This is a genomic window from Streptomyces aureus (genome assembly GCF_000725495.1).
GTDB classification, from domain to species: Bacteria; Actinomycetota; Actinomycetes; order Streptomycetales; family Streptomycetaceae; genus Streptomyces; species Streptomyces aureus_B.
Genome location: NZ_JNZD01000004.1, coordinates 14,961 through 38,566 on the forward strand (window position 1 = coordinate 14,961; position 23,606 = coordinate 38,566).

General features: G+C 72.1%; 19 protein-coding genes and 1 pseudogene. 4 read left to right on the plus strand and 16 right to left on the minus strand.

The features are described from left to right. The first annotated feature begins 379 nt into the window (after positions 1–379). The gene (locus IO36_RS06215) at positions 380–1,084 is read left to right on the plus strand and encodes a TetR/AcrR family transcriptional regulator (protein WP_051900079.1); all 705 of its coding nucleotides are present in this window, start codon (positions 380–382) and stop codon (positions 1,082–1,084) included. Positions 1,085–1,336: 252 nt separating this feature from the next. Here the strand turns inward: IO36_RS06215 and IO36_RS49295 are convergent. The 15 genes and pseudogenes from IO36_RS49295 to IO36_RS42940 all read right to left on the minus strand — a co-directional run bounded on the left by IO36_RS49295 (position 1,337) and on the right by IO36_RS42940 (position 18,814). Continuing rightward, positions 1,337–2,448: pseudogene (locus IO36_RS49295) on the minus strand (NADAR family protein). 223 nt (positions 2,449–2,671) lie between these two features. Continuing rightward, a complete protein-coding gene (locus IO36_RS06225) occupies positions 2,672–4,288 on the minus strand; it encodes a phospholipase D-like domain-containing protein (RefSeq protein WP_245173143.1) in 1,617 nt (538 codons plus the stop codon). Between the two features lie 390 nt (positions 4,289–4,678). Continuing rightward, a complete protein-coding gene (locus IO36_RS48875) occupies positions 4,679–4,807 on the minus strand; it encodes a hypothetical protein (protein WP_280923714.1) in 129 nt (42 codons plus the stop codon). 43 nt (positions 4,808–4,850) lie between these two features. Then, positions 4,851–5,780 carry a S66 peptidase family protein gene (locus IO36_RS06230; protein WP_037617077.1) on the minus strand — a complete coding sequence of 310 codons (930 nt, stop codon included), beginning with the start codon at positions 5,778–5,780 and terminating at the stop codon, positions 4,851–4,853. 284 nt (positions 5,781–6,064) lie between these two features. Next, positions 6,065–7,225 carry a M20/M25/M40 family metallo-hydrolase gene (locus tag IO36_RS06235; RefSeq protein WP_037617079.1) on the minus strand — a complete coding sequence of 387 codons (1,161 nt, stop codon included), beginning with the start codon at positions 7,223–7,225 and terminating at the stop codon, positions 6,065–6,067. Next, the gene (locus tag IO36_RS06240; protein WP_037617081.1) at positions 7,218–8,057 is read right to left on the minus strand and encodes a M55 family metallopeptidase; all 840 of its coding nucleotides are present in this window, start codon (positions 8,055–8,057) and stop codon (positions 7,218–7,220) included. The genes IO36_RS06235 and IO36_RS06240 overlap by 8 nt, the downstream gene beginning before the upstream one ends. Beyond that, complete coding sequence (gene menC, locus IO36_RS06245) at positions 8,054–9,208, minus strand: o-succinylbenzoate synthase (RefSeq protein ID WP_037617083.1); 1,155 nt, start codon at positions 9,206–9,208, stop codon at positions 8,054–8,056. Before menC ends, IO36_RS06240 begins: the two co-directional genes overlap by 4 nt. Before the next feature lie 30 nt (positions 9,209–9,238). Further along, positions 9,239–10,093, minus strand: coding sequence for a hypothetical protein (locus tag IO36_RS42935; protein ID WP_158997244.1), 855 nt, complete (start codon positions 10,091–10,093; stop codon positions 9,239–9,241). Then, positions 10,090–11,118 carry an ABC transporter ATP-binding protein gene (locus IO36_RS06255; RefSeq protein ID WP_037617084.1) on the minus strand — a complete coding sequence of 343 codons (1,029 nt, stop codon included), beginning with the start codon at positions 11,116–11,118 and terminating at the stop codon, positions 10,090–10,092. Before IO36_RS06255 ends, IO36_RS42935 begins: the two co-directional genes overlap by 4 nt. Then, entirely contained in the window at positions 11,115–12,158 is a 1,044-nt protein-coding gene (locus IO36_RS06260) for an ABC transporter ATP-binding protein (protein ID WP_037617085.1), read from the minus strand. Before IO36_RS06260 ends, IO36_RS06255 begins: the two co-directional genes overlap by 4 nt. Next, a complete protein-coding gene (locus IO36_RS06265; RefSeq protein WP_037617086.1) occupies positions 12,155–13,108 on the minus strand; it encodes an ABC transporter permease in 954 nt (317 codons plus the stop codon). The genes IO36_RS06260 and IO36_RS06265 overlap by 4 nt, the downstream gene beginning before the upstream one ends. Then, complete coding sequence (locus IO36_RS06270; RefSeq protein WP_037617087.1) at positions 13,105–14,163, minus strand: ABC transporter permease subunit; 1,059 nt, start codon at positions 14,161–14,163, stop codon at positions 13,105–13,107. Before IO36_RS06270 ends, IO36_RS06265 begins: the two co-directional genes overlap by 4 nt. Positions 14,164–14,166: 3 nt before the next feature. Next, entirely contained in the window at positions 14,167–16,011 is a 1,845-nt protein-coding gene (locus IO36_RS06275; protein ID WP_037617089.1) for an ABC transporter substrate-binding protein, read from the minus strand. Positions 16,012–16,283: 272 nt separating this feature from the next. Then, entirely contained in the window at positions 16,284–17,669 is a 1,386-nt protein-coding gene (locus IO36_RS06280; RefSeq protein ID WP_051900081.1) for a M20/M25/M40 family metallo-hydrolase, read from the minus strand. A 122-nt stretch (positions 17,670–17,791) separates the two neighbouring features. After that, a complete protein-coding gene (locus IO36_RS42940) occupies positions 17,792–18,814 on the minus strand; it encodes a MurR/RpiR family transcriptional regulator (protein WP_051900082.1) in 1,023 nt (340 codons plus the stop codon). Between the two features lie 218 nt (positions 18,815–19,032). Here IO36_RS42940 and IO36_RS06290 point away from each other — a divergent pair, with 218 nt between their 5' ends. The 3 genes from IO36_RS06290 (at position 19,033) to IO36_RS06300 (ending at position 23,227) form a co-directional block, all read left to right on the plus strand. Further along, positions 19,033–19,671: a helix-turn-helix domain-containing protein gene (locus IO36_RS06290; protein ID WP_037617091.1), complete on the plus strand. Its 639-nt coding sequence runs from the start codon at positions 19,033–19,035 to the stop codon at positions 19,669–19,671. A gap of 3 nt (positions 19,672–19,674) precedes the next feature. Next, complete coding sequence (gene lysA, locus IO36_RS06295) at positions 19,675–21,063, plus strand: diaminopimelate decarboxylase (RefSeq protein WP_078943032.1); 1,389 nt, start codon at positions 19,675–19,677, stop codon at positions 21,061–21,063. A gap of 88 nt (positions 21,064–21,151) precedes the next feature. Beyond that, a complete protein-coding gene (locus tag IO36_RS06300) occupies positions 21,152–23,227 on the plus strand; it encodes a S9 family peptidase (RefSeq protein ID WP_037617093.1) in 2,076 nt (691 codons plus the stop codon). 89 nt (positions 23,228–23,316) lie between these two features. On the opposite strand, the gene IO36_RS43705 is transcribed toward IO36_RS06300, so the two are convergent. After that, positions 23,317–23,568: a DUF5133 domain-containing protein gene (locus tag IO36_RS43705; RefSeq protein ID WP_037617096.1), complete on the minus strand. Its 252-nt coding sequence runs from the start codon at positions 23,566–23,568 to the stop codon at positions 23,317–23,319. Between the last annotated feature and the right edge of the window lie 38 nt (positions 23,569–23,606).

A 23,606-nucleotide genomic window follows, 5' to 3' on the forward strand; every position in this document is an offset into this window, starting at 1 on the left:
ATTTCTAATTCGATTGTCGGACTGTCTTCCATCAATCAACCACGACACTAACGCACCGGAGGCGCAACCACAACGAACCTTGGTCGGAGGTCAATGTTGTGTAAGTCACGCAACAGGGCCCAGATCGCCCAGCATCCGCATTTCGTCAATAATTCAATGGCTTGGCTTCGCGCTTCATTGCGCGGTTGCCGATTCAACTTGATCGGAAAATCTCTCCGATCACACCTCAGCCATTTATGACGCATCGCCAGATGCCCGTCACGACGGATCCGCCCGATGGCGCACCGTCAGCAGGGCGCGCCACCCCGAATCCCCCAGCCTCAACCGTCACGCGCCCGGCTTCATACATTCATAACGTCGTTATGGCATGATGTCAAACATGCCTACCAAGAGAACGACGGGGCGGACCGCCGCCGCGAACCGCGCCCGGGAAGTCCTGATCGACGCAGCGGCCAGGATCCTGGCCGAGCAGGGCCCGGGCGCGCTGACGGTCCGTCGCATGGCAGAGGCGGCCGGCACATCGACCATGGCCGTCTACACGCACTTCGGCAGCATGGACGTCGTCGTCCAGGAGGTTCTGCGGACCTCGACCCTGAACCTCTACAAGGTTCTGCAGCGGGCCCCGCGCACCGACGATCCGGTGGCCGACGTGTCCACGCTCGGCCGTATCTACCGGGGGCTGGCGCTGCGCCGTCCCTACATCTTCGTGGCGGCCGCCAACAGAGCCCTGCTGGCCGCTCCGGACGAGACCGCGGCAGGAGAGGCCAACCTCCAGCCGCGTGGCCTGACATGGACCACCCTGGTCGAGGGCGTGGAACGCTGCATCGGGAGCGGCCGGTTCCGGGACCAGGACTCCGAGCTGTGCGCTTACGTCAACTGGAGCACGGTGCACGGCTTCGTCTCCCTCGAGCTCTCCTCTCAGACCCTGGACACCAAGGATCCGGAACTCCCTTTCGAGACCGCGCTGCTGAGCCTCGCCATCGGCGCGGGCGACACCCCCGAGCGTGCGGCGGCGTCCGTCGCCGCGTCGAAGGAGGACTACGGGTCCTGGGACCTCATGCCGGAGGACGACACCACGACCTGACCGAGCCCGCCCTCCCCCCCGTCCCCCGGGACCGCTCGGCCGACGGCGCGGCACGGGGTCTGACGCCGGGTCCGCGCGGCGTGTTCGGCGACTGCCCTCGATGTCCGGTGGCACGGCACGGCCGCATAGAGGGTTGCCCTGCGCACGTCAGCCGGTCCTAGCCGGCCGGTGAGTATGCCCTCGCGCGCGGCGACGGGGACGGGTGCCGATGCCCCTCGCTCTCCCGTGCCTCCGAATCCTGCCCTGGGCAGGTCACAGGCCAGGGATCTCAGCCCGCTGGTAGTGCAGCTCGGAGCGGACGTGTTCGAGGAGGCGCCCTGCCCAGTTGCGCCCCCGGCCGGCGTTGTCGCCCCAGAAGGCCGACTGCAGGTCGTCGTAGAGCATGGTGGCGTCATCCGTCGCCAGCAGGATCTCTGCCAGTTCGGGGTGCTGGTCGTACTTGGCGCGCAGCAGCCGCGTCATGACGGCGGTCCTGACATGCTCCCAGCCCTCGCGACGAGGCACCCCGGTGGCGAGCTTGCGCGCGGCAGAGGCGGTTTCCGCCGTCGCGATCGCGCTCCGAGCCTCCGGCTGAGCAGCTGACAAGGCCCAGTAGGCATGGGCGACCGAGGGATAGCTGACCTCTCCCACCGTGATCGGTGCGGGGTAGTCGTTGCGCAGGCCGAGCCTGCCCGGATCGTCCACAGGCTTGCCCGCGGGCGACTGGTAGAGCTGGACCGCCGGAGCGTGCGGCGCCACGGGTCCGTCCGCGGGGGCCTCTCGGCCCTCCGGCGTGCCCGCTCTTCGAAGTACGCGAGGGCTCTGTCGTAGACCTCCTGCGTGACGGGGGGATCAACAGCTTTGTAGGTCTGGCCGCCGGGCCCTGCCACCAGCACCCGCAGCGGCTCATCCTTTCGATCCATGTCCGCCAGCGCGTAGCGGCGCTGCGGGGTCGGGATGGCCAGGAACGCGGCCCGGGCAGCGGCCCGGTTCTCCTCGGTCCGGTCGGCGAGGAAGACATCGACTGCGGCCAGGCAGCGGTCCGTCGAGTCGGGCCGCCCGTTCAACTGGTCGATGGTGTCGCGGACTTCGGCGAGCATCAGTTCAGGGGTCCGCACGCTCTGCGGCTCGCTGAACTTCCACTCCGCAAGCTCGTGCGCGGACGCCTCGCCGCCCTCCGGGAGGCTGGTGGCCACCCAACCGGTGCGCAGCTTCTCCTCAAACTCCTCGATGGTGACGAGGCCCCAGCAGTCGATGAGTCCGTCGGCGTAGATGAACAGGTCAGTGAGGAAGTAGTGCTCGCCGTTGCGGATGAAGACGTGCCGCCACGTACCGGGTATGCGGACACCGTCCGCCGTACGATGGGTGATCCGATTGCTGGGCATCCTGGGATTGTGTCGCAGTGACCGCTTGGCAGACCGTAATTTTCCATCCGGTCGGCATCTGACATCCCAAGCCTCCAGACCTCGGTGACGACGACGTTGCGGAGACCCCGAGCCGGTGCCGCCCGGGTTGTCGGGCGGCACCGGCACGGCGGGCGGGACCGGGGCGGCGGTCGGGGCTTGGCCCCGGTCGAGGCTGGGGCCTCGACCGGGCCGGAGCGGGCTGTCAGATCTTGCAGAGCCCCCGCTCGTAGTCGACCGTCGCGGCAGACTGGGAGTACTTCCACTGCGGCTGGAGCAGGGCGCTGTCGAGTTGGCGGGCGGCGTCCGGGCTCTCCACGATGTAGCCGAAGTCCTGCAGCCAGGCCGGGTAGAGGTTCTTCGAGCCGATGTAGAACGCCGAGCCGTCGACCGAGATGAGCTTGTGGTGCTGGGCGTAGGGGTGGCCGTCCGCCCACGTCTCGCTCGCGGAGCCGCGGAACGGGGCGAGTTGGAGGTTGCCGCACAGGGCCGCCCGGGCCCTCTGGTCGTCGCCGGTGGCCCGTACCAGCCTGCTGCGCAGCGCGTCGGTGATCTCGGAGAGGGACTTGATCTGCGAGTACCCTCCGCTCCCGATGGTTCCCCGGTTGGCGGGGTCGCTGACGACGATGCGCACCTTGACGCCGTCGGCGAGCTTGGCGGCCAGGGCGTCGTACACGCGCGTGTCGTACCGGGGCAGCGGCGGGCACGTGGCGTTGAGGTCCTGCTGCGAGATCTCGATGTGCCGGTCGGCACTGGAGATCAGCGAACGCAGGGCGCTCTCCTCGGGGTTGACCGTGTCGTAGTCGCGGTCGCCGTTGGTGTTGTCGTGCAGACCGGCCACGCACCGAGTGCCGGCGGTGTCCGGCAGTGAGGGGTGCCAGGCGGAGGCCGGATCGGCGTCCTCGATGCCCACCCCGAGCCCGCCGACGGCGATGACCGGCACGTCACCGGTGGCGGGAACCGCTCGCGGGTTGGTGTCCTGCTCCATGCGCGCCTGGCAGTCCGCCGCGCCCGAGGCCGCGTACCAGACACTCGCCACGTCGGTGCGGTTGCCGCAGGTCCAGCTCCAGAGCCGGTCCAGGTAGCGGCCCGCTGTGCCCGCCGCGGGGCCGGAGAGGGCCAGGTCGACGTCCGTCACCGGGTGCGCGGTGTCGAGGTAGTCGCCCTTCCAGTCGTTGGTGCCGCCGGTGATCGCGGTCTCTCCGTCGACGACGAGAAGCTTGGAGTGGTTCCACGACAGGGCGGTCTTGGAGGTCGTCATGGAGGCGACCTGGATAGTGAGGGCGTCCGCCGCGGAGCCGAGTCCGGCCCGCAGGTCGGCGAGGTACTGAGAGGGTCGGACGTTGAGGTGGTAGAGGGGTGCGGCGCCGACGAGGACCCGGACCTTCGGATGGTGCCCGGCGGCCACGGATGACTTCAGTCCCGCGATGATGGCATCCTGGAAGGCGCCGTCCGGGAAGGGTGCGAGGCTGGAGATGTCGACGGTGCGGGTGGCGCGGGCGATGTTCCCGGTCATCCTGGCCAGCAGGTTCCTGGTTCCCTCACGGTCCCGGCATTCCGCGTCGCCCCAGCAGCCGGGGGTCTGCAGCAGCCAGCTCGCGGGGTCGCCGGACGCGGCATCGAGCCGGTTGCCCGCGCTCCGTTCCCATACGTCGCCCTCGAGGCCGGGTGAGACCTCGCGGAGCGTGCGTTCCACGGCGTCGAGATGCGGGGTCGTCGAGGAGGGGGCGGCGGCTGCGGGCGCCGAGGGCAGGGCGGCGAGGGCCAGAGCGGATATCAGCGCGGCACGCGCTGTGCGCTGTAAGCGGAGCGAAATGATCACGCACAGAAGTTACCAGCGAGTACAGGAGTGCGTTGAACACGGCGCAGTTGCGGGACAGTCCTGACACCCGGCCGTCGACAGGGCAACCGCGTCTGGTCATCGACGAACTGCAGCGAATGCACAGCTCGCCGCTCGCGAGAGGCCTCTGCAGCCAACTCCCCGCATGCGGCGAGCAGGAAACGAAAGCTGCTTGGTGACAGCGCCTTGTCAGCGGATCGACGGTCCGAGGCGTGTAGGGGGTGCGAAGCAGTTGGAGTCCGAGGAGTTCCACCAGACCAGCAGGGACGCCCGTCTGCGAGCGGTCCTCGCGGGCGTGGGCGACCCCGCGCCGGCCGATCAGCGGGGCCACGCGTGCAGCACTGCCCGGGCCGGGTCGTACCCCCCGCACGGTCAGTGGGCCGGAGGGCGCAGCACCGGCCCCTGCCCGACCAGCGGATCCCGGTCGAGGAAGGCGACCACGTCTTGGCGCTGCCCTTCCGCCCGGCGGCCGGCCGGTTGGTCGGGGCGGGGAGCGGACACGGCGGTTCGCTCCCCGCCCCTCGGTCCGTCGCCGTGCGGCGGGTCAGACGAGTACGGGATCCAGGAACGTCAGCACGCCCGCGTCCGCGTCCAGGCGGGCCCGCGTGCCGACGGGGAAGGTCTGCTGCGCGACGCCGTGCCCGATGTCCGCACCGACCAGGACCGGGATGCCGAGATCGCCGAGCCGGTCGTGCAGCAGTTCCTCGACGCGTTCGCGGGTGCCGCAGTCCGTGAAGGTGCCGCAGACGATGCCGGCCGCGCCGTCGAAGTATCCGGCACGGCGCAGCTGGGTGAGGAAGCGGTCGAGCCGGAAGGTCTCCTCGTCGACGTCCTCCAGCAGGACGATGCCACCGCGGGCGGGCAGCGAGGTGTCCGTGCCCAGCGAGCAGGCCAGCAGGGTGACCGTGCCGCCGAGGGTGACGCCCTCGGCCGTGCCGCCCACCAGCGGGCGGGAACCGGGGAAGCGCAGTTCCTTCACCGAGGCGGGGTCGGTGAGGAGCGTGGCGAGCCCGTCGAAGTCGGCGCGTCCGGGGTGGAAACCGCGGATCGCGGGCATCGGGCCGAACAGCCCCGTCCAGCCGAGCTTCACGGCGACCGCCTCCAGCAGGGCCGTCACGTCGGAGAAGCCGATGACCGTCCGCGGGGTCGGCGTGCCGAGCGCGTCCCAGTCGACCAGTTCGAGGGTGCGCTGGGCGCCGTAGCCGCCGGCCGCGCAGAAGACGGCCGTGAACGCGGGGTCGGTGAGCGCGGTCGTCAGGTCGCGGGCGCGCAGCGCGTCGTCGCCCGCGAGGTACTCCCCGCCCGCGCGCGCGGAGGCGAAGACCTCGGGCTGGAGGCCGAGGCCGCGCAGGGATTCGAGGCCGGTCTCCAGGTTCTCCTGGTTGGGCGGGCCGCTGGCTGCGATGACGGCGACGCGGTCGCCGGGCCGGGGTGCGGCGGGGCGGACGAGCCCGGCCGGAGGCAGGGTGGGCATGGGACTCCTTGGGTGAGGCGCGGTAGACGGACGGTGGCCCGGCATGCGGGCTGGGCCGTGGAGCGGTGAGGGTCGGGCCGTCCCGGCTGGCGGACCGGCCCGGCGGCGGAACGAGAGGTACGGACCGGCCCGGCGGCCGAACGAGGGGTGCGGACGGGTCCGGCGGCCGAACGAGGGGGCGCACGAACCCCGTGGCAGGACGAGGGGTGCGGACAGACCCCCTGGTAGGGCAAGAGGTGCGGACGGACCTGGTGGCGGGACGAGGGTACGCACGGACCCCGTGGTCAATGGGTCTGAAGGAACCCGGCGATGAGCGCCGCCCGCTCCAGCAGGGAGGACAGCGAGGCGTGTTCGTCCTCGCCGTGCGCGCCGGCTCCCGCGGGTCCGAGCCCGTCGGCGGTCGGGATGCCGAGCGCGCCGGTGAGGTTGGTGTCGCCCGCTCCTCCGGAGGAGCCGAGCGGCAGCTCAAGGCCCAGTGTGCCTGCCAGCCCGACCAGTTCGGCGGCCAGCGGATTCGCCGGGTTCATGGCCCAGGCCGGGCGGTGGGACAGCGTGCTCGTCGACAGGGTGGCCCGCTCCCGGACGGGCTTGGGTTCCAACACGGCCTTCATCAGGGCCCGTTCGGTCTCCGGGGAGGCGTAGCGCAGGCCGATCTCCGCCTCGGCGTGGTCGGCGACCACGTTGGCACGGGTCCCGCCGGTGATCGTGCCGACGTTCAGGGCAGCGTCCGGGAAGGATGCGGCCGCAGCCCGCAACGAGGCCAACTGGTCCACGAGTTCGTCGATCGCGGAGACGCCGAGCGCGGCGTCGAGTCCGGCGTGGGCGGCGACTCCGCGCACGCTCAGCCGGATCCGGGCCACGCCGCGTCGGCCGATCTTCAACGCGCCGCCGGGCAGCGGCGGTTCGAGGCCGAGCACGGCGTGGGCGCCCTCGGCGTGCTCGGCCACCAGGCGGCTGCCGTCGGGACTGCCGATCTCCTCGTCGTTGACGACGACCAGCCGGACCGGACGCCTCGGCGCGGCGCCGGTGCGCGACAGCAGTTCCATCGCCAGTTCGACCGCGACCAGGGAGCCCTTCATGTCGAAGACGCCGGGACCGGTCACCGTGTCGCCGTCCTCGGCGAGCGTGAAGGGCCGTCGGGCAATGGTGCCGGCCGGGAAGACGGTGTCGCTGTGGGCCACCAGCAGCGTGTGTCCCGGGCGAGCGCCGTCGTCCGCTGTCCCGGAGCCGCTCCAGTACGCCACCAGGTGGTCACCGCCCGGACCCGGCGGGTGCGCGATGCGGTCCGCCGTGGCGGCGAGGGACGTGGCGAGTTCCGCGCCGAACACGGCGGCGCGGTCGGCGTCCGCGGAGGGCGTCTCCAACGAGACCAGGCGCTCCCAGCGTTCGAGGGCGGTGTCGCCGAACGTGCGGGCGAGAGCGAGGAGGTCGACCGGCTCAGCCATAGCAGTTCTCCACGGCGGAGGTGACCACACGGGTCAGGGCACGGAAGCAGCGGATCGCCTCGTACATCGTGGGCAGTGTGAACCGCACGGTCAGCGGGTCGGTCTGGACGACGCCGGGGATGTAGCCGGCCGCGGGCGCCAGATGGGCGGCGTCGAACGACACCTCATAGGTGTAGCCCTCGACGGGCGGGGCGATCGGGCCGTTCGGGGCGGGCAGGGCGGTGAGGCCCTCGCGGGCCGCCTCGGTGATCCGGGCGGCGCTCAGCTCCGGTGGCAGGCAGATCGCGGAATAGCGGTCCACGCAGGTCTTGACCACGGCGTGCGCGGCGTGCGGTGCCCAGCCGCGGGCGTCCTCGCAGGCCAGGTCGTCGCCGGTGACCAGGATGACCGGGACGCCGTACTCGTCGGCGAGCAGCGCGTTCATGCGGCCCTCGGAGGCCGGCTCGCCGTTGATGCGTACGGCGGTGATGGTGTTCGGCAGATAGGTGTGGGCGAGGACGCCGGGCTGCCCCGCGCCGGTGTGGTAGCCGACGAAGGCCACCGCGTCCGGCGAGCGGTCGATGCCCTCCATCATGCCGAGCGGTTTGTGCGTGCCGATGAGCAGCGTGGCCCGTCGGTCGAGCCGGTCGAGCAGGAGGTTGCGCTGGTCGGCGTGGGCCTCGTTGACCAGGATCTCGGTGGCGCCGGCGGCGGCGAGACCGGCGATCGCGGCGTTGACGTCGTCGGTGAGGAAGCGCCGGTTGTACTCCCATCTGGGGTGGCCCGGCTCGCAGTCGTCGGGGAAGGTGACGCCGGTGACGCCCTCCATGTCGGCCGAGATGAGGACCTTCATGCTGCCTGCTCCTTCGGGGCGGTGAGGTGGGCGCGCGGCCGTATCGTCCAGGTGCGCACGGTGTGCCGCGCCAGTTCCTCGACGTCGACGTCCAGGCCGAGGCCGGGGCGGGAGCGGGGTACGGCCACCATGCCGTCGACGGCGCGGATCGGCGGCGTGACGATGTCGCGCCGGTAGTACTTGTCGGAGCCGGAGACGTCCGAGGGGAGCGTGAAGCCGGGCAGGGCCGCGAGGGCCAGGTTGGCGGCCCGGCCGATGCCGAACTCGTGCATCCCGCCGCACCACACCGGCACACCCGCGTCCAGGCACAGGTCGTGCACGGTCCTCGAGGGGCCGAGGCCGCCGAGCCGGGACACCTTGATGTTGACGATGTCGGCCGCGCCCAGGTGCAGCGCGGTGCGCAGCACGTCCGGGGTGGTGACCGACTCGTCGAGACACACCGGGGTGTCGAGCCGGGCGGCGAGCCGGGCGTGCGAGAGCAGGTCGGTCGCGGCGTAGGGCTGCTCGATCATCAAGAGGCCGCGCCCGTCCAGCTCCGTGAACACCGCCTCCTGTCCGGGCCGGTACGCGGTGTTGGCGTCCACCTGGAGCGCGACGCCGGGGAAGGTGTCCTGGACGGCGCGGACCGGTTCCAGGTCCCAGCCGGGGCGGATCTTCAGCTTGATCCTGCGATAGCCGTCGGCGACGTGCCGGGAGACCTGCGCGAGCAGCGCGTCGATCGTCGGTTCGATGCCGAGGCTGACCCCGGCCGGCACCGCGTCCGCGCGGGCGCCGAGCACGTCGGCCAATGACCGGCCGCGGTACTGCCCGTAGAGGTCCCAGCAGGCCATGTCGAGGCCCGCGCGGGCGAAGTGGTTGTCGCTGACCTTGGCGGTGAGCCGGGCCGCGTCGTCCGGGTGCTCCCAGGGCCGGCCGAGGAGCATCGGGCCCAGGTACTCGCCGAGCACCTGCCAGCAGCTCCACGTGGACTCTCCGCAGTAGTACGGGTCGCTGGGCGAGGCGCACTCGCCCCAGCCGACGCTGCCGTCCTCCGCGGTCGCGCGGACGACGATGTGCTCCAGGTGCGACTTGCGGTGCGAGCTGGTCTCGAAGGAGTGGACGAGGTCGAGGCGGACCAGCGCCAGCTCGATCTCGGTGAGGGTGACGGTCATGTGCGGGGTGTCCTACCGTGCGGGGCCCGGTCAGGGGCGCGGCGTCGGGCCGTGTGCGGCGGCCCGGGGGATGAAGCGGTACGCGGCGAGGCCGTCCGGCAGCCGTACGCAGGAGACGGCGGTGCGGTCGGCGAGCAGGCGGGCGAACGTGCGGCTGACCCGGCCGCGCAGCCGGGCGGCGTGCTCGGGTCCGGTCTCGGCCCGCAGCCGGTCCCAGTCGTCGGGCAGCACGACGATGCGGTCCTCGCCCTCGTCGTACACCTCGCCGGCGCGATGCCCGCCGGGCGGTGGTTCGGGTGCGGGCCCGGCGGGCCGCGCGGCGCCGTCCAGGTGCCAGGAGACGATGAAGCGGTCGGTGGACTCGCCGGTGGCCGCGCCGAATCCGGAGGTGCCGTACATCGCGGGCTTGAAGGTGTCGACGACCGCGCCGAGCACGTCCAGGTTGAAGTGGGCGTTGCGGGTCTGCATCGGGTCGTACGCCCAGCGGATCAGTGTGGTGCCCTCGGCGAGGCAGCGGTCGCGCTGGCCGAGCTTGAGCAGCCGGCCGATGCCGAGGCCCTGGCGTTCGTGTGCCACCACGGCGAGCTGCGAGTACTGGTACAGGCGCCGGCCACTCCCGTCCGTGCCGTGCTCGCGGGCGAGGAAGCTGTAGGTGAAGCCCACGAGGTGGTCGCCGAGGAAGGCGCCGACGACCAGCCCGCTGTTGTGCTGGAGGGCGGTGAGCAGACGGGGGTTGAGGCTGCCGTCGCCGGGACGCAGCCCCATGACCCGCTCGTACAGCGCGACGCAGTCGGCCATCTCCGCGGGGCCGTCCACGTCCCGGACGACGAGCGGCGGGCCCTGTCGGGAGCGGGCCGCCGTCCTCGGCGGCGCCGTAGACGTCACGACGTGCTCGCGAGGTGACACGCGGCTCGACCGCCCGTCGGCGCCTGCGCCGCCAGCACCGGCAGGGTCCGCCGGTCGCAGCCCGCCTCCGCGCGGCCCGCGTCGTCGAGGCCGGCCCACACCGGGCACCGCGGATGGAACCGGCAGCCCCCGGGCACGGCCGTCGGGTCCGGCGGTTCGCCCTGGAGGAGTTGCGGCCGCCCGCCGCTCGTCCCCTGCGCGGACACCACGGACAGGAGCGCCTTGGTGTACGGGTGCCGGGGTGCGAGCAGGACCTCCTCGACGGTGCCGACCTCGACGATCCGGCCCAGGTACATCACGGCCACCCGGTCGGCGATGTTCCAGGCCAGGCCCAGGTCGTGACTGACCACCAGGGAGGACAGGCCGAGATCGCGGCGCAGGTCGAGGACCAGCTTCAGGATCTCGCCGCGCACCGAGGCGTCCAGGGACGCCACCGGCTCGTCGGCGACGATCACGGAGGGCTCCAGCGCGAGCGCGCCCGCGATGACGACGCGCTGCTGCTGGCCGCCGGACATCTCGTGCGGGAAACGCGACAGGAAGTGCTCCGGAGGGCGCAGCCCGGCCTGGGAGAGCGCGCTGTGCACGCGCCGTTCGAGGCCGGACTTCATCCGGTGCAGCCGGGGACCCTCGGCGACGGCGTCGAAGACGTTCTGGCGCGGGTTGAGCGCGCCGCCGGGGTCCTGCAGAACGAACTGGACCTTGCGGCGGTGGGCCTTGAGCGCGGCGCTGGTGTAGCGCAGCGGCTCGCCGTCGCACAGCACCTGACCGGAGGTGGGCTTCACCAGTCCGGTCAGCGCGCGTGCCAGGGTGGACTTGCCGCAGCCGGACTCGCCGATGAGCGCGAGGATCTCTCCTCGGCCCAGTTCGAGGTCGACACCGTCCACCGCCCGGGCGGGGCCGCGGCCGGCGCGGGGCGGATAGGTGATGTGGAGGTCGCGGACCTCCAGTGCGGGCGCCGCGGCCGTGCTGGCGCCGGTGACCGTGCCAGTGGCGGGGGCGGTCATGAGCGGGCTCCTTCCGCGGTGGGTTCGGTCATGTCCGGGGAGAGGTGGGGGAAGTCGGGCAGCACGCGCAGGCACGCCGACAGCCGACCGGGACCGGCCGGCACCAGACGTGCGGGTGTGTCCTGGCAGATCTCGTGCGCGTCGGGGCAGCGCGCCGCGAACGGGCAGCCTGCGCCGAGGGCCGCCGGATCGGGCGGATCGCCGGGCAGACCGGCCGGCGCCCTGCGGGAGGCGGGGTCGCCGATGGTGGGGAAGGCGCGGGACAGCGCCCGGGTGTAGGGGTGTCGCGGGTCGTCCAGGAGTTGTCTGGACGGGCCGGACTCGACCAGTTCACCGGCGTACATCACGGCCAGCCGGTCGCACATCTGGCCGAGGACGGACAGGTCGTGGCTGATCATGATGACGCCGATGCCCTGTTCGCGCACCCGGTCCGCGAGCAGGTCCAGGATCTGGGCCTGCACCATCACGTCCAGTGCCGTGGTCGGCTCGTCGGCGATGATCAGGTTCGGGCGGCAGGCGAGCGCCATCGCGATCATGATGCGCTGGCGCTGGCCGCCGGAGAACTCGTGCGGGTAGCTGCGCATCCGGCGCGCGGGGACGCCCACCGACTCCAGCAGTTCGCCCGCGCGGGCACGGGCCTGCTTGTCGGTGATCCGGCCGCCCTCCTCGCCGGCCCTGCGGCCGTGCAGCAGGATCGGCTCGACGAGCTGGTCGCCGATGGTGTGTACCGGGTTGAGGGCGGTCATGGCGCCCTGGAAGACGACGGAGGCCTCCGCCCAGCGCACCGCGCGCATCCGGTTCCACTTGGCGGTGAGCAGGTCCTCACCCTGGTAGAGCACCTGGCCGGTGACCTCGGCGGCGGCCGGCAGCAGCCGCAGCAGGCTCATCGCCAGCGTGGACTTGCCCGATCCGGACTCGCCGGCCAGGCCGAGCGTCTGCCCGGCGTCCAGGGTGAGGTCCACTCCGCGCACGGCGGGCACCGTGCGCCCACCGCCGCGGTACGTGACTTCGAGGTCCTTGACCTCAAGCAGCGCGCTCAACGTGTCTTCACCGACCTCGGGTTGAGAAGGGTCTCCACGGCGCGGCCGGTCAGGGTGAAGCCGAGGACGACGATCAGGATGGCGATGCCCGGCGGGTACAGGTACCACCAGGCGCCGGAGGTGACGGCGCCGCCGCTGAGCGCCGAATTGAGCATCGCGCCCCAGGAGATGCCCGTCGGGTCGCCCAGGCCGAGGAAGGTCAGGGTCGCCTCGGACAGGATCGCCGAGGCCACGGTCAGCGTGGAGGACACCAGGATCAGCGGGGTGACGTTCGGCAGGACGTGCCGCAGCATCACCTGAGGGCCTCCCGCGCCCAGTGCCCTGGCCCGCTCGATGAACGGCTTCGCCTCCACCGCGAGGGTCTGCGCCCGCACCAGCCGGGCCGTGGAGGACCAGCTGGTGACCGCGATGGCGATGGTGATGGACGCGGTCCCCTGTCCGATCACCGCCGACAGCGAGATGGCCAGCGGCAGGCTCGGCAGTGCGATGAACCAGTCGGTGAGGTGCATCAGCGCCTTGCCGGTCCAGCCGCCGTAGTGCCCGGCGACCAGGCCGACCGCGCTGCCGAGCACCACCGTCAGGACCGTCGCCATCAGACCGATGGACAGCGAGGAGCGTGCGCCCCAGATGACCAGCAGCAGGATGGAACGTCCCTCCTGGTCCGTGCCGAGCGGGTAGCCGCCGGTCGGGGCGAGCAGGGAAGGGCCGTCGACCTTGATGACGTCGAGGTCGTTGTCCGAGATGAACAGCGGCGCGCAGACGGCCAGCAGGCCGAAGACGACCAGGATGCCGAGGCCTGCCACGCCCGAGCGGATGCGGACGAAGGAACGTACGAAGCCGGCGAATCCGTTGCGGCGCGGGCCGGGCGCGGCCGGTGCGACCGGCGGCGCGGGGTCGGCTCCCGCCTTCGGCGGGGAGACGGCCTTCGTGAGGGGTTCGTGGTGGGTCACTGGGCACGCACCCGGGGGTCGAGGAAGCGGTAGATGACGTCGGCGAGGAGGTTCATGAGGATCACCGACGCGCTGAAGACGATGAACGTGCCCTGCAGCAGCGGCAGGTCGGGCACCTTCAGGGCCTGGTAGCTGAGCTGGCCGAGGCCCGGCCAGGAGTACACGGTCTCCACGGTGATGGCACCGCCGAGCACCGTGCCCAGGTGCATGAAGATCATGGTGACCGACGGCAGCAGGGCGTTGGGCACCGCGTGCCGGCGCCGTACGTCGTCGTCACGCAGTCCCTTGGCCCGCGCGGTGAGCAGGTAGGGGCTGCCCAGCTCGTCGATGATCGACGAGCGCATGACGGCGACGTACTGGGCGAAGATCACCAGGACCATGGTCAGGCAGGGCAGGACCAGGTGCTTGGCCACGTCCAGGACGTGGTCCGGGCCGCCGGTGATCGCCGGGTCGCTCATCCCGCCCGCGGGCAGGAAGCCGGGGATCGGGCCGATGCCGACGCTGAAGGTGATCAGCAGGATCATGCCGAGCCAGAAGGTCGGCACCGACCACAGCGTGAGGGAGGCGCCGGTGGCGATGCGGTCCAGCCAGCTTCCGTGCCGCCAGCCGGACCTGACACCCAGCCAGAGGCCGAGGGCCACCGAGATCACGGTGGCGGTGCCCATCAGCAGGAGGGTCGGCCACAGCCGGTCGCCGATGAGTGAGCTGACCGGCTGCTGGAACTCCCACGAGGTGCCCAGGTGACCGCTCAGCGTGTCGGTGACGAAGTGGAGGAAGCGTTCCGGCACCGACTGGTCCAGGCCGAGCTGACGGCGCAGCTGCGCCATCTGCGCGTCGCTGGTCGGCCGGCCGCGGGTGATGGACTGCACCGGGTCGGCCGGCATCAGGCTGAACAGGACGAACCCGATGACGAGCGTGGCCAGGAAGCTGACGGCCGCGGCCACCAGCTTCGTGGCCAGGTAGCGTGCGAATCCGGAGCGGGGCCGGCGCCCGGTCGGGGCGCCGGCGGTGCTCTTCGTCGCGGCGGTGCTCGCGACGTCGATGATGTCTGACACGGTCTACTCGCGGTCGTCGGAGGAGGAGCGGCGGCGTGCGACGAACACTCCGCCCGCGGCCAGCACGACCACGACGGCGGCCGAGGCGCCGATCAGGGTGCCGGAGCCGCTGTCCGAGGAGGACTCCGATGCCTTGGCGGGGGCCGCGTGCAGGTACTGGTCGAAGGAGAACTGCGCGGGGTAGGCGCCGGCGGAGTTCGCAGCGCCGGTCACGAAGCCGTTCACGCGGTCCGTGCGGTACGCCGCGAGGCCGCTCGCGTTGTAGATCATGATGTTCTCGTTGGCCTTGTACAGGATGGCCTGCATCTGACGGAGCAGGTCCGCGCGCTCCTTGTCGTCGAAGGCGCTCTGCTGACGCACGAACAGGTCGTCGTAGTCCTTGTCGCAGAAGAACGAGTCGGTGCTGCCGCCCTCGCCCTTGCTGTCGGGCAGCGCCGAGCAGGTCTGGATGCCGAGGAGGTACGTCGGGTCGGGGCCGGTGGACCAGGAGTCCATGAGGATGTCCCAGTCGCCCTTGGCCAGGTCGGCGTTGAGCTTCGAGGAGCTCATCGACTGGATGTCGGCCTTGACGCCGATCTCCTTGAACCAGCCGGTGAGGTAGGTGGAGACCTTGGCGTCGGCGTCGTCGTCGGAGTGGATGCCGAGGCGGAACTCCAGCTTGCGCTTCGACTTCGGGTCGACCCGGATCCCGTCGGAGCCCTTCTTGTAACCGGCTTCGTCCAGGACGGAGTTGGCCTTGCCGGGGTCGAAGCCGAACTTCTCCGAGGCGGAGGGCTGCCACGAGAACTGGGGCAGGGACTGCGGCAGGTAGCTCCCGCCGACCTCCGCGAGGCCGTTGCGGACCTTCTTGACGATCGTGGCCCGGTCGATGGCGAGCGCCAGCGCCTCACGGACCTTGGTGTCGGCGAGGGCCGGGTGTCCCGTGCCGATCTTCTTGCCGTCGCGGGTGCGGGCGCCGCCGTTGACCTCGATGCCGCTCCAGCGGTTGCCGACCTGCTCGTACGCCTTGATGCCGGACTGGCCCTTCAGGGCCTGGTACTGGGTGGGGTTGAGGCCGCTGACGTAGTCGAGCTGCCCCGAGCGCAGGGCCGCCACGGCGGCGTCCGTGTTCTTGAACGACTGCTGGATCATGTGGTCGTACTTGGGCGCGCCGAGCACGAAGTCCTTGTTCGCGTCGAACTTGGCGTACTGCTCGGGCTTGTAGGAGGTCAGCGTCCACGGGCCGTAACCCACGATCGGGAAGCTGTCGTTCTTGTAGGTCTTCAGGTCCGTGACGTGTGATTCCCATATGTGCTTCGGGACGATCGGGATGCCCGAGACCGGGATGCTGACCGACAGCATGGTGGCCTGCGGCTTCTTGGTCTTGACGACCAGCGTGGTGGCGTCCGGCGCGCTGACCGCGGCGAAGTTGCTCACCAGGGAGCCGTTGGCGGTGGCCGCCGTGGAGTTGCTCATGATCAGGTTGAACGTCCAGGCGGCGTCCTCGGCCGTGATCGGCTTGCCGTCGCTCCACTTCAGACCCTTGTGGATCTTGAAGGTCCAGGTGAGCTTGTCGTCGGACGTCGTCCAGGAGTCCGCCAGGTACGGCTTGACGCTGCCGTCCTGCTCGACCCTGTCCAGCGCCGGGTAGATGCCGGCGAACACGTCGAGGCTGCCCGCGAAGTAGGCCAGGAACGGGTTGAGGGAGTCGATGCCGATGCCGGTGATCGGCATCCGCAGGGTGCTGCCGCCGTCGTCCGCCGTGGCGGCCGGTGCGGCGGCGAGGCCGGCACCGGTGGCGAGCAGCAGGGACGTGGCCAGCGCGGCGGCCTTGCGGCCTGTTCTGCGCACGGGGGCGGGCTTGGTCATCGCGAGGTTCTCCTGGGGTGCCGGCGGCGCGGGGCCGCGGGGGGACGGGGTAGGGCGTGACCGCCGCGCCGGGGCCCGGGCGGGCCGTGCGGTGCGACAGTGGCTGCATGATGCATGTATTGGTACATGCATTGGTGTATGCATTGGTGCATGCATGTATACGCGTCTGCGTACGTCGGATCAGTTGGATCAGTGGGGCTCTGGCGGGCGGATGCGAGGCCGTCCGCGGCTTCCCTGCCGGCCCGCGCGGGACTCGGCGGGGCGGTACGCGGTCACCGCTCCGCGTCGCGGCTCCGGGCGGCGGAGCCCGTACCGGTGCGCAGGAAGTCCTCCAGCACCCGTACGCCGAACTCCAGGCTGCTGACGAGGACCTGCTCGTCGACGCCGTGCACGTACCGCCACGCGTCGAAGCCGGGCGGGGTCAGACCGGGGCCGAACCCGTAGCACTGGATGCCGAGCCGGGCGAACGCCTTGGCGTCGGTGCCGCCCGACATGATGAACGGCAGGACGAGCGCCTCGGGATCGGCCCGGCGCAGCGCCGCCGCCATCGCCGCGAACTCGGCCGAGGTGTGGTCCGCGAAGACCGGCGCCGCGAAACTGTGGAAGGAGCGCGAGACCTTCTCGCCGAGCAGGGCGTCCACCGTCGCGAAGAAGTCCTCCTCCGCGCCCGGAAGGATCCGGCCGTCCACGCCGGCCGTCGCCTCGCTCGGGATGACGTTGTGCTTGTAACCGGCCTTCATCATGGTCGGGTTGAGCGTGCTGGCGACGGTGGCCTCGACCAGCTTGGCCGCCTCGCCGAGCTGCGCGAGGGACGCGGGATCGGCCGGGTCGACCGTGACGCCCAGACGGGCGCTGAGCCCCTCCAGCAGGGCGGCCACCCCCGGCACGATCCGCACCGGCCAGCGGTGTTCGGCCAGCGCGGTGAGGGTGGCCGCCAGGGTGGCGACAGCGTTGTCCGAGCCGGGCCGGGAACCGTGGCCCGCCGCGCCGCGCGCCGTCAGGTCCATCCACGCGCTGCCACGCTCGCCGACGGCGATCGGGTACAGCCGGGAGGCGTCCGGCAGATGGACCGAATAGCCGCCGGACTCGCCGATCGCCGTGGTCACGCCCTCGAAGAGGTCCGCGTGCCGGTCGACGAGGAAGCCCGCCCCCAGCTCGCCGGTGTCCTCCTCGTCCGCGACGAACGCCATCACGATGTCACGGGCCGGCCTGACCCCGCGGCGCGCCCAGGACCGGGCGGTCGCGAGCATCATCGCGTCCATGTCCTTCATGTCCAGCGCCCCGCGACCGAGGATCACGCCGTCGCGTGTCTCCCCGCAGAACGGGGCGAAACTCCAGTCGGCTGGCTCGGCCGGCACCACGTCCAGGTGGCCGTGGACCAGCAGCGCCGGGGCCTCGCGGTCCTCGCCGGGGATACGGACCACCGTGCTGGCCCGGCCGGGCGCCGCCTCCAGCACCACGGGCTCGTAGCCGGACTCGGCGAGCAGTCCCGCGGTCCACTCGGCCGCCTCCCGCTCACCGCGGGAGTCTCCGCCGCCGTAGTTGCTGGTGTCGAAACGGATCAACCGGGCGCAGAAATCGGCGACTTCGGAAATCAGAGCGGTGTCCTCGGCCGACGAGAGCACGCCGCCGTCCTGATGGAGAGAGGTGTCGTTCATGTGAAGGAACCACTTGCTTTCCCGGCGGCAGGACGCGAGGGCGAAGCCTCTGCCGTCGATGGCTCAGCGAGACGGACTCGCGGAAACGGGGAACAGGCGGGAGGAGGGAAGAACGAGGGCGGTCACCGCGCGGGCGGCGGCCCGCCCTCAGGCACGACGGGTAAGCCGGAGGGGTCCGAAGCGCGGGCGCCGGGAATCCCGGCGGCGGATCCGGGGAGGTCCGGCGCCCCGCCCGCCCCGCCCGCCTCGTCCGCGAGGGACGGCGGCCGGCCCAGGCCGTAGCTGTCCAGGGAGCGGAAGAGCTCCGCCCGGCGGCGGTTGCGCCGGGCCGCCCCCTTGGCACCGGCGGCCGCCAGAGCCGCCAGCACATGGGCCGCCGCCGCCACCGCCGTGGGCGAGTGGTGCGGTGACTCACTGCGGGTGTCCACCGCGAGGACATGGGAGGCGAAGGAACACACCGGACTGGTGTAGCTGTCGGTCAAGGCGATCACCGAAGCACCCAGCGCGTGGAACTCCCGGGCCACGTCCACGGTCAGCCGGCTGTAGTTGCGGAAGCTGAACACGACCAGCACGTCGTCCGGATGCGCGTCGCTGATCGCGTTGACCGCCGCGCCCGTCGCCGGCTGCACCAGGAACACGTCGCGCATGCTGCTGGTGAGATCGCTGGTCAGCAGAGACGCGTACCCGGCCGACTTCAGGTCGCCGAGCACCCACCGCCGCCGCGCCTGCAGCAGGACCGCGGCCGCCAGTTCCAGGGCGCCGTTGGCCTGCAGATCGGCGAGCGTGCGCCGGAGGTTGCCCTCCTCCGCGGTGATCATCCGGCGCAGCGCCGACCGCTCGCGCGGTTCGGACTCCGGATCGCGGCTGGTGAACCGCAGGTCCGGCTCCGCCAGACGCAGACCGCTCTCGCGGGCCGCCAGCAGTCGCAGGTCGTCGGTGGAGGCGACCCCGGCCGCGGCAAGCAGACCATCGAGGTCCGCGGCGCTCGCGTCCGCCGCCCGCAGCAGCTGACCGGGGCGACGCTCCAGCGAGGCCGGGTAGCCCTCCGCCAGCACCTCGAACAGACGCTGCGCAGCGGGGCCGCACAATGCGGCGGCCGCACGCAGCAACTCGAGGGTCGGCGTCGGCGCCAGCGGTCCGGTCACTGCTCACCCCTCCTGATCAGGGCAGCCCACACCCGTGGGTCCGGCTGCTGAACGGCGTTTCTGCTGACAGTTAAACGGCGGTGCCAGATTGCTTGATCTAAGCGATGCGTGAGTCTTACTGTCGCCGCATGACCTCGTCAAGAGCCACAGGCGCGGAAAACTCTTCGGCCAATTCCCCCATCCCGGAAGAGATTTCGCGTTCCGCTACGGACGGCGCCGTGCGTTCCGGCGACGAATCGGGCGCAAGGACGCAAAAGGCCGACCACACCGACACCGGTCGCGACACGCCGCCCGACGCCCCGGACACCGGCGACGTCCTCGCCGCCTCCGTCGCGCGCGTCCGCCGCGCCGCCGGACTCACCCTGAGCGCGGTGGCGGCCCGGGCCGGCGTCTCACCGGCCTACGTCTCCCAGATGGAGTCCGGCGCCGCCAATCCCACGGTTCGCACCCTCTGCCAGATCGCCGACGCCCTCGGCGCCACCCCCGCCGAACTCCTCGGAGGCACCGGACCGGTCACCCCGGCCGCCGCCGCGCCGGGTTTCCCGCCGCGCTTCGCCCCGGCCCCCCTGCTCGCCCGGGCCGAAGGCCACCACGGCATCTGGGACCTCACGGCCCCGGGCGCGAGCCGGATCGGCGCCCGGCTGCTCCACGCCGACCTCGGCGACCACGACCACCCGACCACGCACTCCGGCGAGGAGTTCGCGCTCGTCCTCTCCGGCTCCTGCCGGGTGTCGGTGGGCGGTGTCGTACGGCTGCTGCGCCCCACCGACAGCTGCCACTTCGCCGCCACCGACGAGCACCACTTCACCGACCCCAGCGACGACCTGCTGATGCTCGTCGTCCTCACCGAGGAGTAGCCCGTGCACACCGCCGCATCCCTGCACGCCCCGGCCGCAGGGACCCCGCTGCCCGACGGACTGGCCCCGGCGGCCTCCCCGGAGAGCGCACCCGAGGTATGGCCCCTGACCGCCCGTACCGTCGAGGGCCGGCTGCACGTGGGCGGCGTCGCCCTGGACGCCCTGGCCGCCGCCCTGGGCACCGCGCTGTACGTCGTCGACGAGGCCGACTTCCGCCACCGCGCCCGGAGCTGGCGCGCATCCGGCGCGGACCGGGTGCACTACGCCTCCAAGGCCTTCCTGTGCGCGGAGATGGTCCGCTGGGTCGACTCCGAGGGACTGCACCTGGACGTGTGCAGCGGCGGCGAACTCCAGCTCGCGGCCGACACCGGCTTCGACCCCGCGCGGATCGTCTTCCACGGCAGCAACAAGTCCGTCGCCGAGCTGGAGGCCGCGGTCGCACACGGCGTCGGCGTCGTGGTCGTCGACTGCCTGGAGGAGATCGAGCGGCTCGCGGACGCGGCCTCGGCGGCGGGCAAGGTCCAGGACGTCTACGTCCGGATCGCCCCCGGCGTCGCCGCCGAGACCCACGACTACATGGCGACCGGCGGCGACGACGTCAAGTTCGGTTTCCCGGTCCGCGGCGGCCACGCCGAACGCGCCGTGCTCGCCGTCGCCGCGCGCCCCGAACTCCGGCTCGCCGGCGTGCACTCCCACATCGGCTCCCAGATCACCGCCACCGAGGGACTGACCCTCGCCGCCGAGCGGGTCGGCGCCTTCGTCGCCGGCCTCGCCGAGCGGCACGGCATACCCGTCGACGAGATCGACCTCGGCGGTGGCGCCGGAATCCCCTACCTGCCGGGCCAACCCCGGCTGCAACCGTCCGAGTTCACCGCCGCACTGCGCGAGGGGCTGGACCGGGCGCTGCCCGGCACACGAGTGCGCCTCGCCGTCGAACCCGGCCGCTCGATGATCGGCACCGCGGGCCTGACGCTCTACCGCGTGGGCGCGGTCAAGGACGGACTGCGCCGCCGGTTCGTCTCCGTCGACGGCGGCATGAGCGACGCCCTGCGCCCTTCCCTCTACCTGGCCCGCTACACCGCCTGGACCGCGAACCGCACCGCGAACGGCGAACCCGTGCACGCCGCGGTCGTCGGCCGGCACTGCGAGAGCGGCGACGTCGTCGTGCCGGACATCGCCCTGCCGGACGACATCACCGCCGGCGACCTCCTCGCGGTTCCCGCCACCGGCGCCTACCACCACGTCATGGCCAGCAACTACAACGCCCAGCCCCGTCCGGCGGTCGTCGCCGTACGGGACGGCCGGGCCCGCCTCATGATCCACCGGGAGACCCCCGAGGACCTGCGCCGCCGCGAGGCCCACGGCGAACCCGTGGACCTGAACGCCCCCTGACCCCGCGGACCGGCCCTGAACTCCCAGGCCCTTCCGGAATCCGGCCCCGAACCCCAGCCGCCCGCCCGCCCCGCACTCGGAGTCACCCATGTCCAGTACGCCCCAACTGCCCTACGGCACCTGGCCGTCACCCATCACCGCCGAAGCGGTCGCCGAGGCCTCCGGGTCCTCTTCCTGGCCCGCAGGGGCAGACGACGAGAACTGGTGGTGCGCCTCCGACCCGGCGACCGCCACCGTACGGCTCCTGCGCAACGCCCCCGGTCATGAGCGGCCCGTGCCCGTGCTCGCCCCCGGCGTCTCGGTCCGCAACCGTTCCCTCGGCTACGGGGGCAGGCCGTACTGGGTACGCCCCGCCGCTCCCGGCGCCGACACCCACCTGCTGGTCTTCACCGACCACCAGGACCAGCGGCTCCACCGCGCGGACGTGCCCCGGCTCGGGACGGCCGCGGACACCGGCTTCCCGGCGGCCGTGCCGCTCACCCCGGCGGACCCGTCCGGCCAGGAGACCTGCTGGGCCGATCCGGTGCCGTCACCGGACGGTACCGAGGTGTGGTGCGTGCGGGAGACCACCCGGGCCGCGACCGGAGCGGACGACGCCGACCCGGCCCTGCGCACCGTCCGTGAGATCGTCGCCGTACCGCTGTCCGGCGCCGCCGCCGAGGATCCCGAAGCCCTGCGCGTGGTGGCGCGTTCGCACCACTTCCTCTCCGGGCACCGCCCCAGCCCCGACGGCCGCCGGCTCGCCTGGATCGGCTGGGACCACCCTCACCTGCCCTGGGACAGCTCGGAGTTGATGGTCGCCGAACTGCGCGACGGCGTGGCGAGGGAGCCCGTACGCCTCCTGGGCGGCAGCCATGACGGCACCGAGGTCTCCGTCTCCCAGGCCGAATGGGCGGACTCCGACACCCTGTACGCCATGGCAGACCCGAACGGCTGGTGGAACCTCCACCGCCTCGACCTCGCCGCGGACGCGCCGCACCCGCTGAAGACCACCGACGTCCTTCCCCTGGAGGAGGACTGCGCCGGCGCCGTGTGGCGGGTCGGACCGGCCTGGTTCGCCGTGTCCCCGTACGGCGTGGTGTTCCCGCACGGCAACGGGGCCCAGAAACTCTCCCGTTGGAACCCCGAGGACGGCAGCCTTACCGAACTGGCCCCCGGCTGGAGCAGGTTCAACGGCGATCTGTGGTCGGACGGCGAGCGGGTACTGGTCAGATCCGCCGATCCCGCCCTCGGCTCGGCCCTGTTGTCGGTGCCCCTGGCACCTGGCTCCGGAGAGGCCCGGCGGGTGAGGCCCGAGTCCGAGGACCCGCTGGCCGCGTGGCAGCCGCTGCCCGAACGCCGCACCGCCCACGACGCGCAGGGCCGCCCCGTGCACTACGTTCTGCACCGCCCGAGCCACCCCACCGCCACCGCGCCCGACGGCGAACTGCCGCCGCTGCTGGTGCAGGTGCACGGCGGCCCGACCAGCTGCTGCGGCGTCACCGCGGACCTGGAGTACTCCTTCTTCACCAGCCGCGGCTTCGTCGTCGCCGACGTCGACTACGGCGGTTCCACCGGCTACGGCAGGGCCTACCGCGACCGCCTGCGCGGCCGGTGGGGCGTCGTCGACGTGGAGGACTGCGTCACCGTCGCCCGCGCCCTGGCCGCCGAAGGACTGGCCGACCCCGACCGTACGGCCGTGCGCGGCGGCTCGGCCGGCGGCTGGACCACGCTGGCCTGCCTGGCCCACACCGACGCCTTCTGCGCGGGCACCGTCTACTACCCCATCAGCGACCCCGCGAGCTGGCGGGCCGAACAGACCCACGACTTCGAGTCCCGTTACGTCGACACCCTGGTCGGTGTCCTGCCCGAGGACCGGACCCACTTCGAGAAGGTCTCGCCCGCGGGCAACTCCCACCGCATCACCGCCCCGCTGGTGATGCTCCAGGGCGCGGACGACTTCATCTGCCGCCCGGACCAGGCCACCCGGATCGTGGACCACCTCGCCGAACGCGGCGTGTGGCACCGCTTCCTCCTCTTCGAGGGCGAGGGCCACGGCTTCCGCAAGGCGGACAGCGTCCGGCGCTCCCTGCTGGCCGAGGTCGCCCTCTACCGCGAGGTCCTCGGCGCCCACATCGCCCCCGACGTACCGGCGGACACCGAGGCTCCCACGCGAGCGGACTGACGCCGTGGCGGCCCGGCCCGTCCGCCTCGGGTGGCCGGGCCGCTCGTGCCGTCGTGGGGCTCGGTGCGATGCCGGACGCGATGACGCGGTCAGGCAGACACGAGGGAGTCGTCGTGCGGGCGGCCACCGGGCAGCCGGTGGCGGGCGACGACGAGGGCCGTGTCGATGTCACGGGCGCCGGTTGCCACACACAGGGTGTAGGCGATGTCGTCCAGACGGCGGATCTCGAAGGGGAATGTCCGGACGGCGTACTCGGCGACACCGAATGCTCCGCCGAGTCCGATCGGGAGGTGGCTCGCCTCGGTCGAACTGGAGACGGAAGGCCCGACGGCCCTCGACAAAGGATCCTCACCCTCCTGCCGGCCGGCACGACCGACCT

Bases quoted from the DNA above. Each gene is read 5' to 3' on its own strand.
- IO36_RS06215 (WP_051900079.1), top strand. From the start codon at position 380: ATGCCTACCAAGAGAACGACGGGGCGGACCGCCGCCGCGAACCGCGCC.
- IO36_RS06230 (WP_037617077.1), bottom strand. From the start codon at position 5,780: ATGCCCACCCTGCCTCCGGCCGGGCTCGTCCGCCCCGCCGCACCCCGG.
- IO36_RS06235 (WP_037617079.1), bottom strand. From the start codon at position 7,225: ATGGCTGAGCCGGTCGACCTCCTCGCTCTCGCCCGCACGTTCGGCGAC.
- IO36_RS06240 (WP_037617081.1), bottom strand. From the start codon at position 8,057: ATGAAGGTCCTCATCTCGGCCGACATGGAGGGCGTCACCGGCGTCACC.
- menC (WP_037617083.1), bottom strand. From the start codon at position 9,208: ATGACCGTCACCCTCACCGAGATCGAGCTGGCGCTGGTCCGCCTCGAC.
- IO36_RS06255 (WP_037617084.1), bottom strand. From the start codon at position 11,118: ATGACCGCCCCCGCCACTGGCACGGTCACCGGCGCCAGCACGGCCGCG.
- IO36_RS06275 (WP_037617089.1), bottom strand. From the start codon at position 16,011: ATGACCAAGCCCGCCCCCGTGCGCAGAACAGGCCGCAAGGCCGCCGCG.
- IO36_RS06280 (WP_051900081.1), bottom strand. From the start codon at position 17,669: ATGAACGACACCTCTCTCCATCAGGACGGCGGCGTGCTCTCGTCGGCC.
- IO36_RS06300 (WP_037617093.1), top strand. From the start codon at position 21,152: ATGTCCAGTACGCCCCAACTGCCCTACGGCACCTGGCCGTCACCCATC.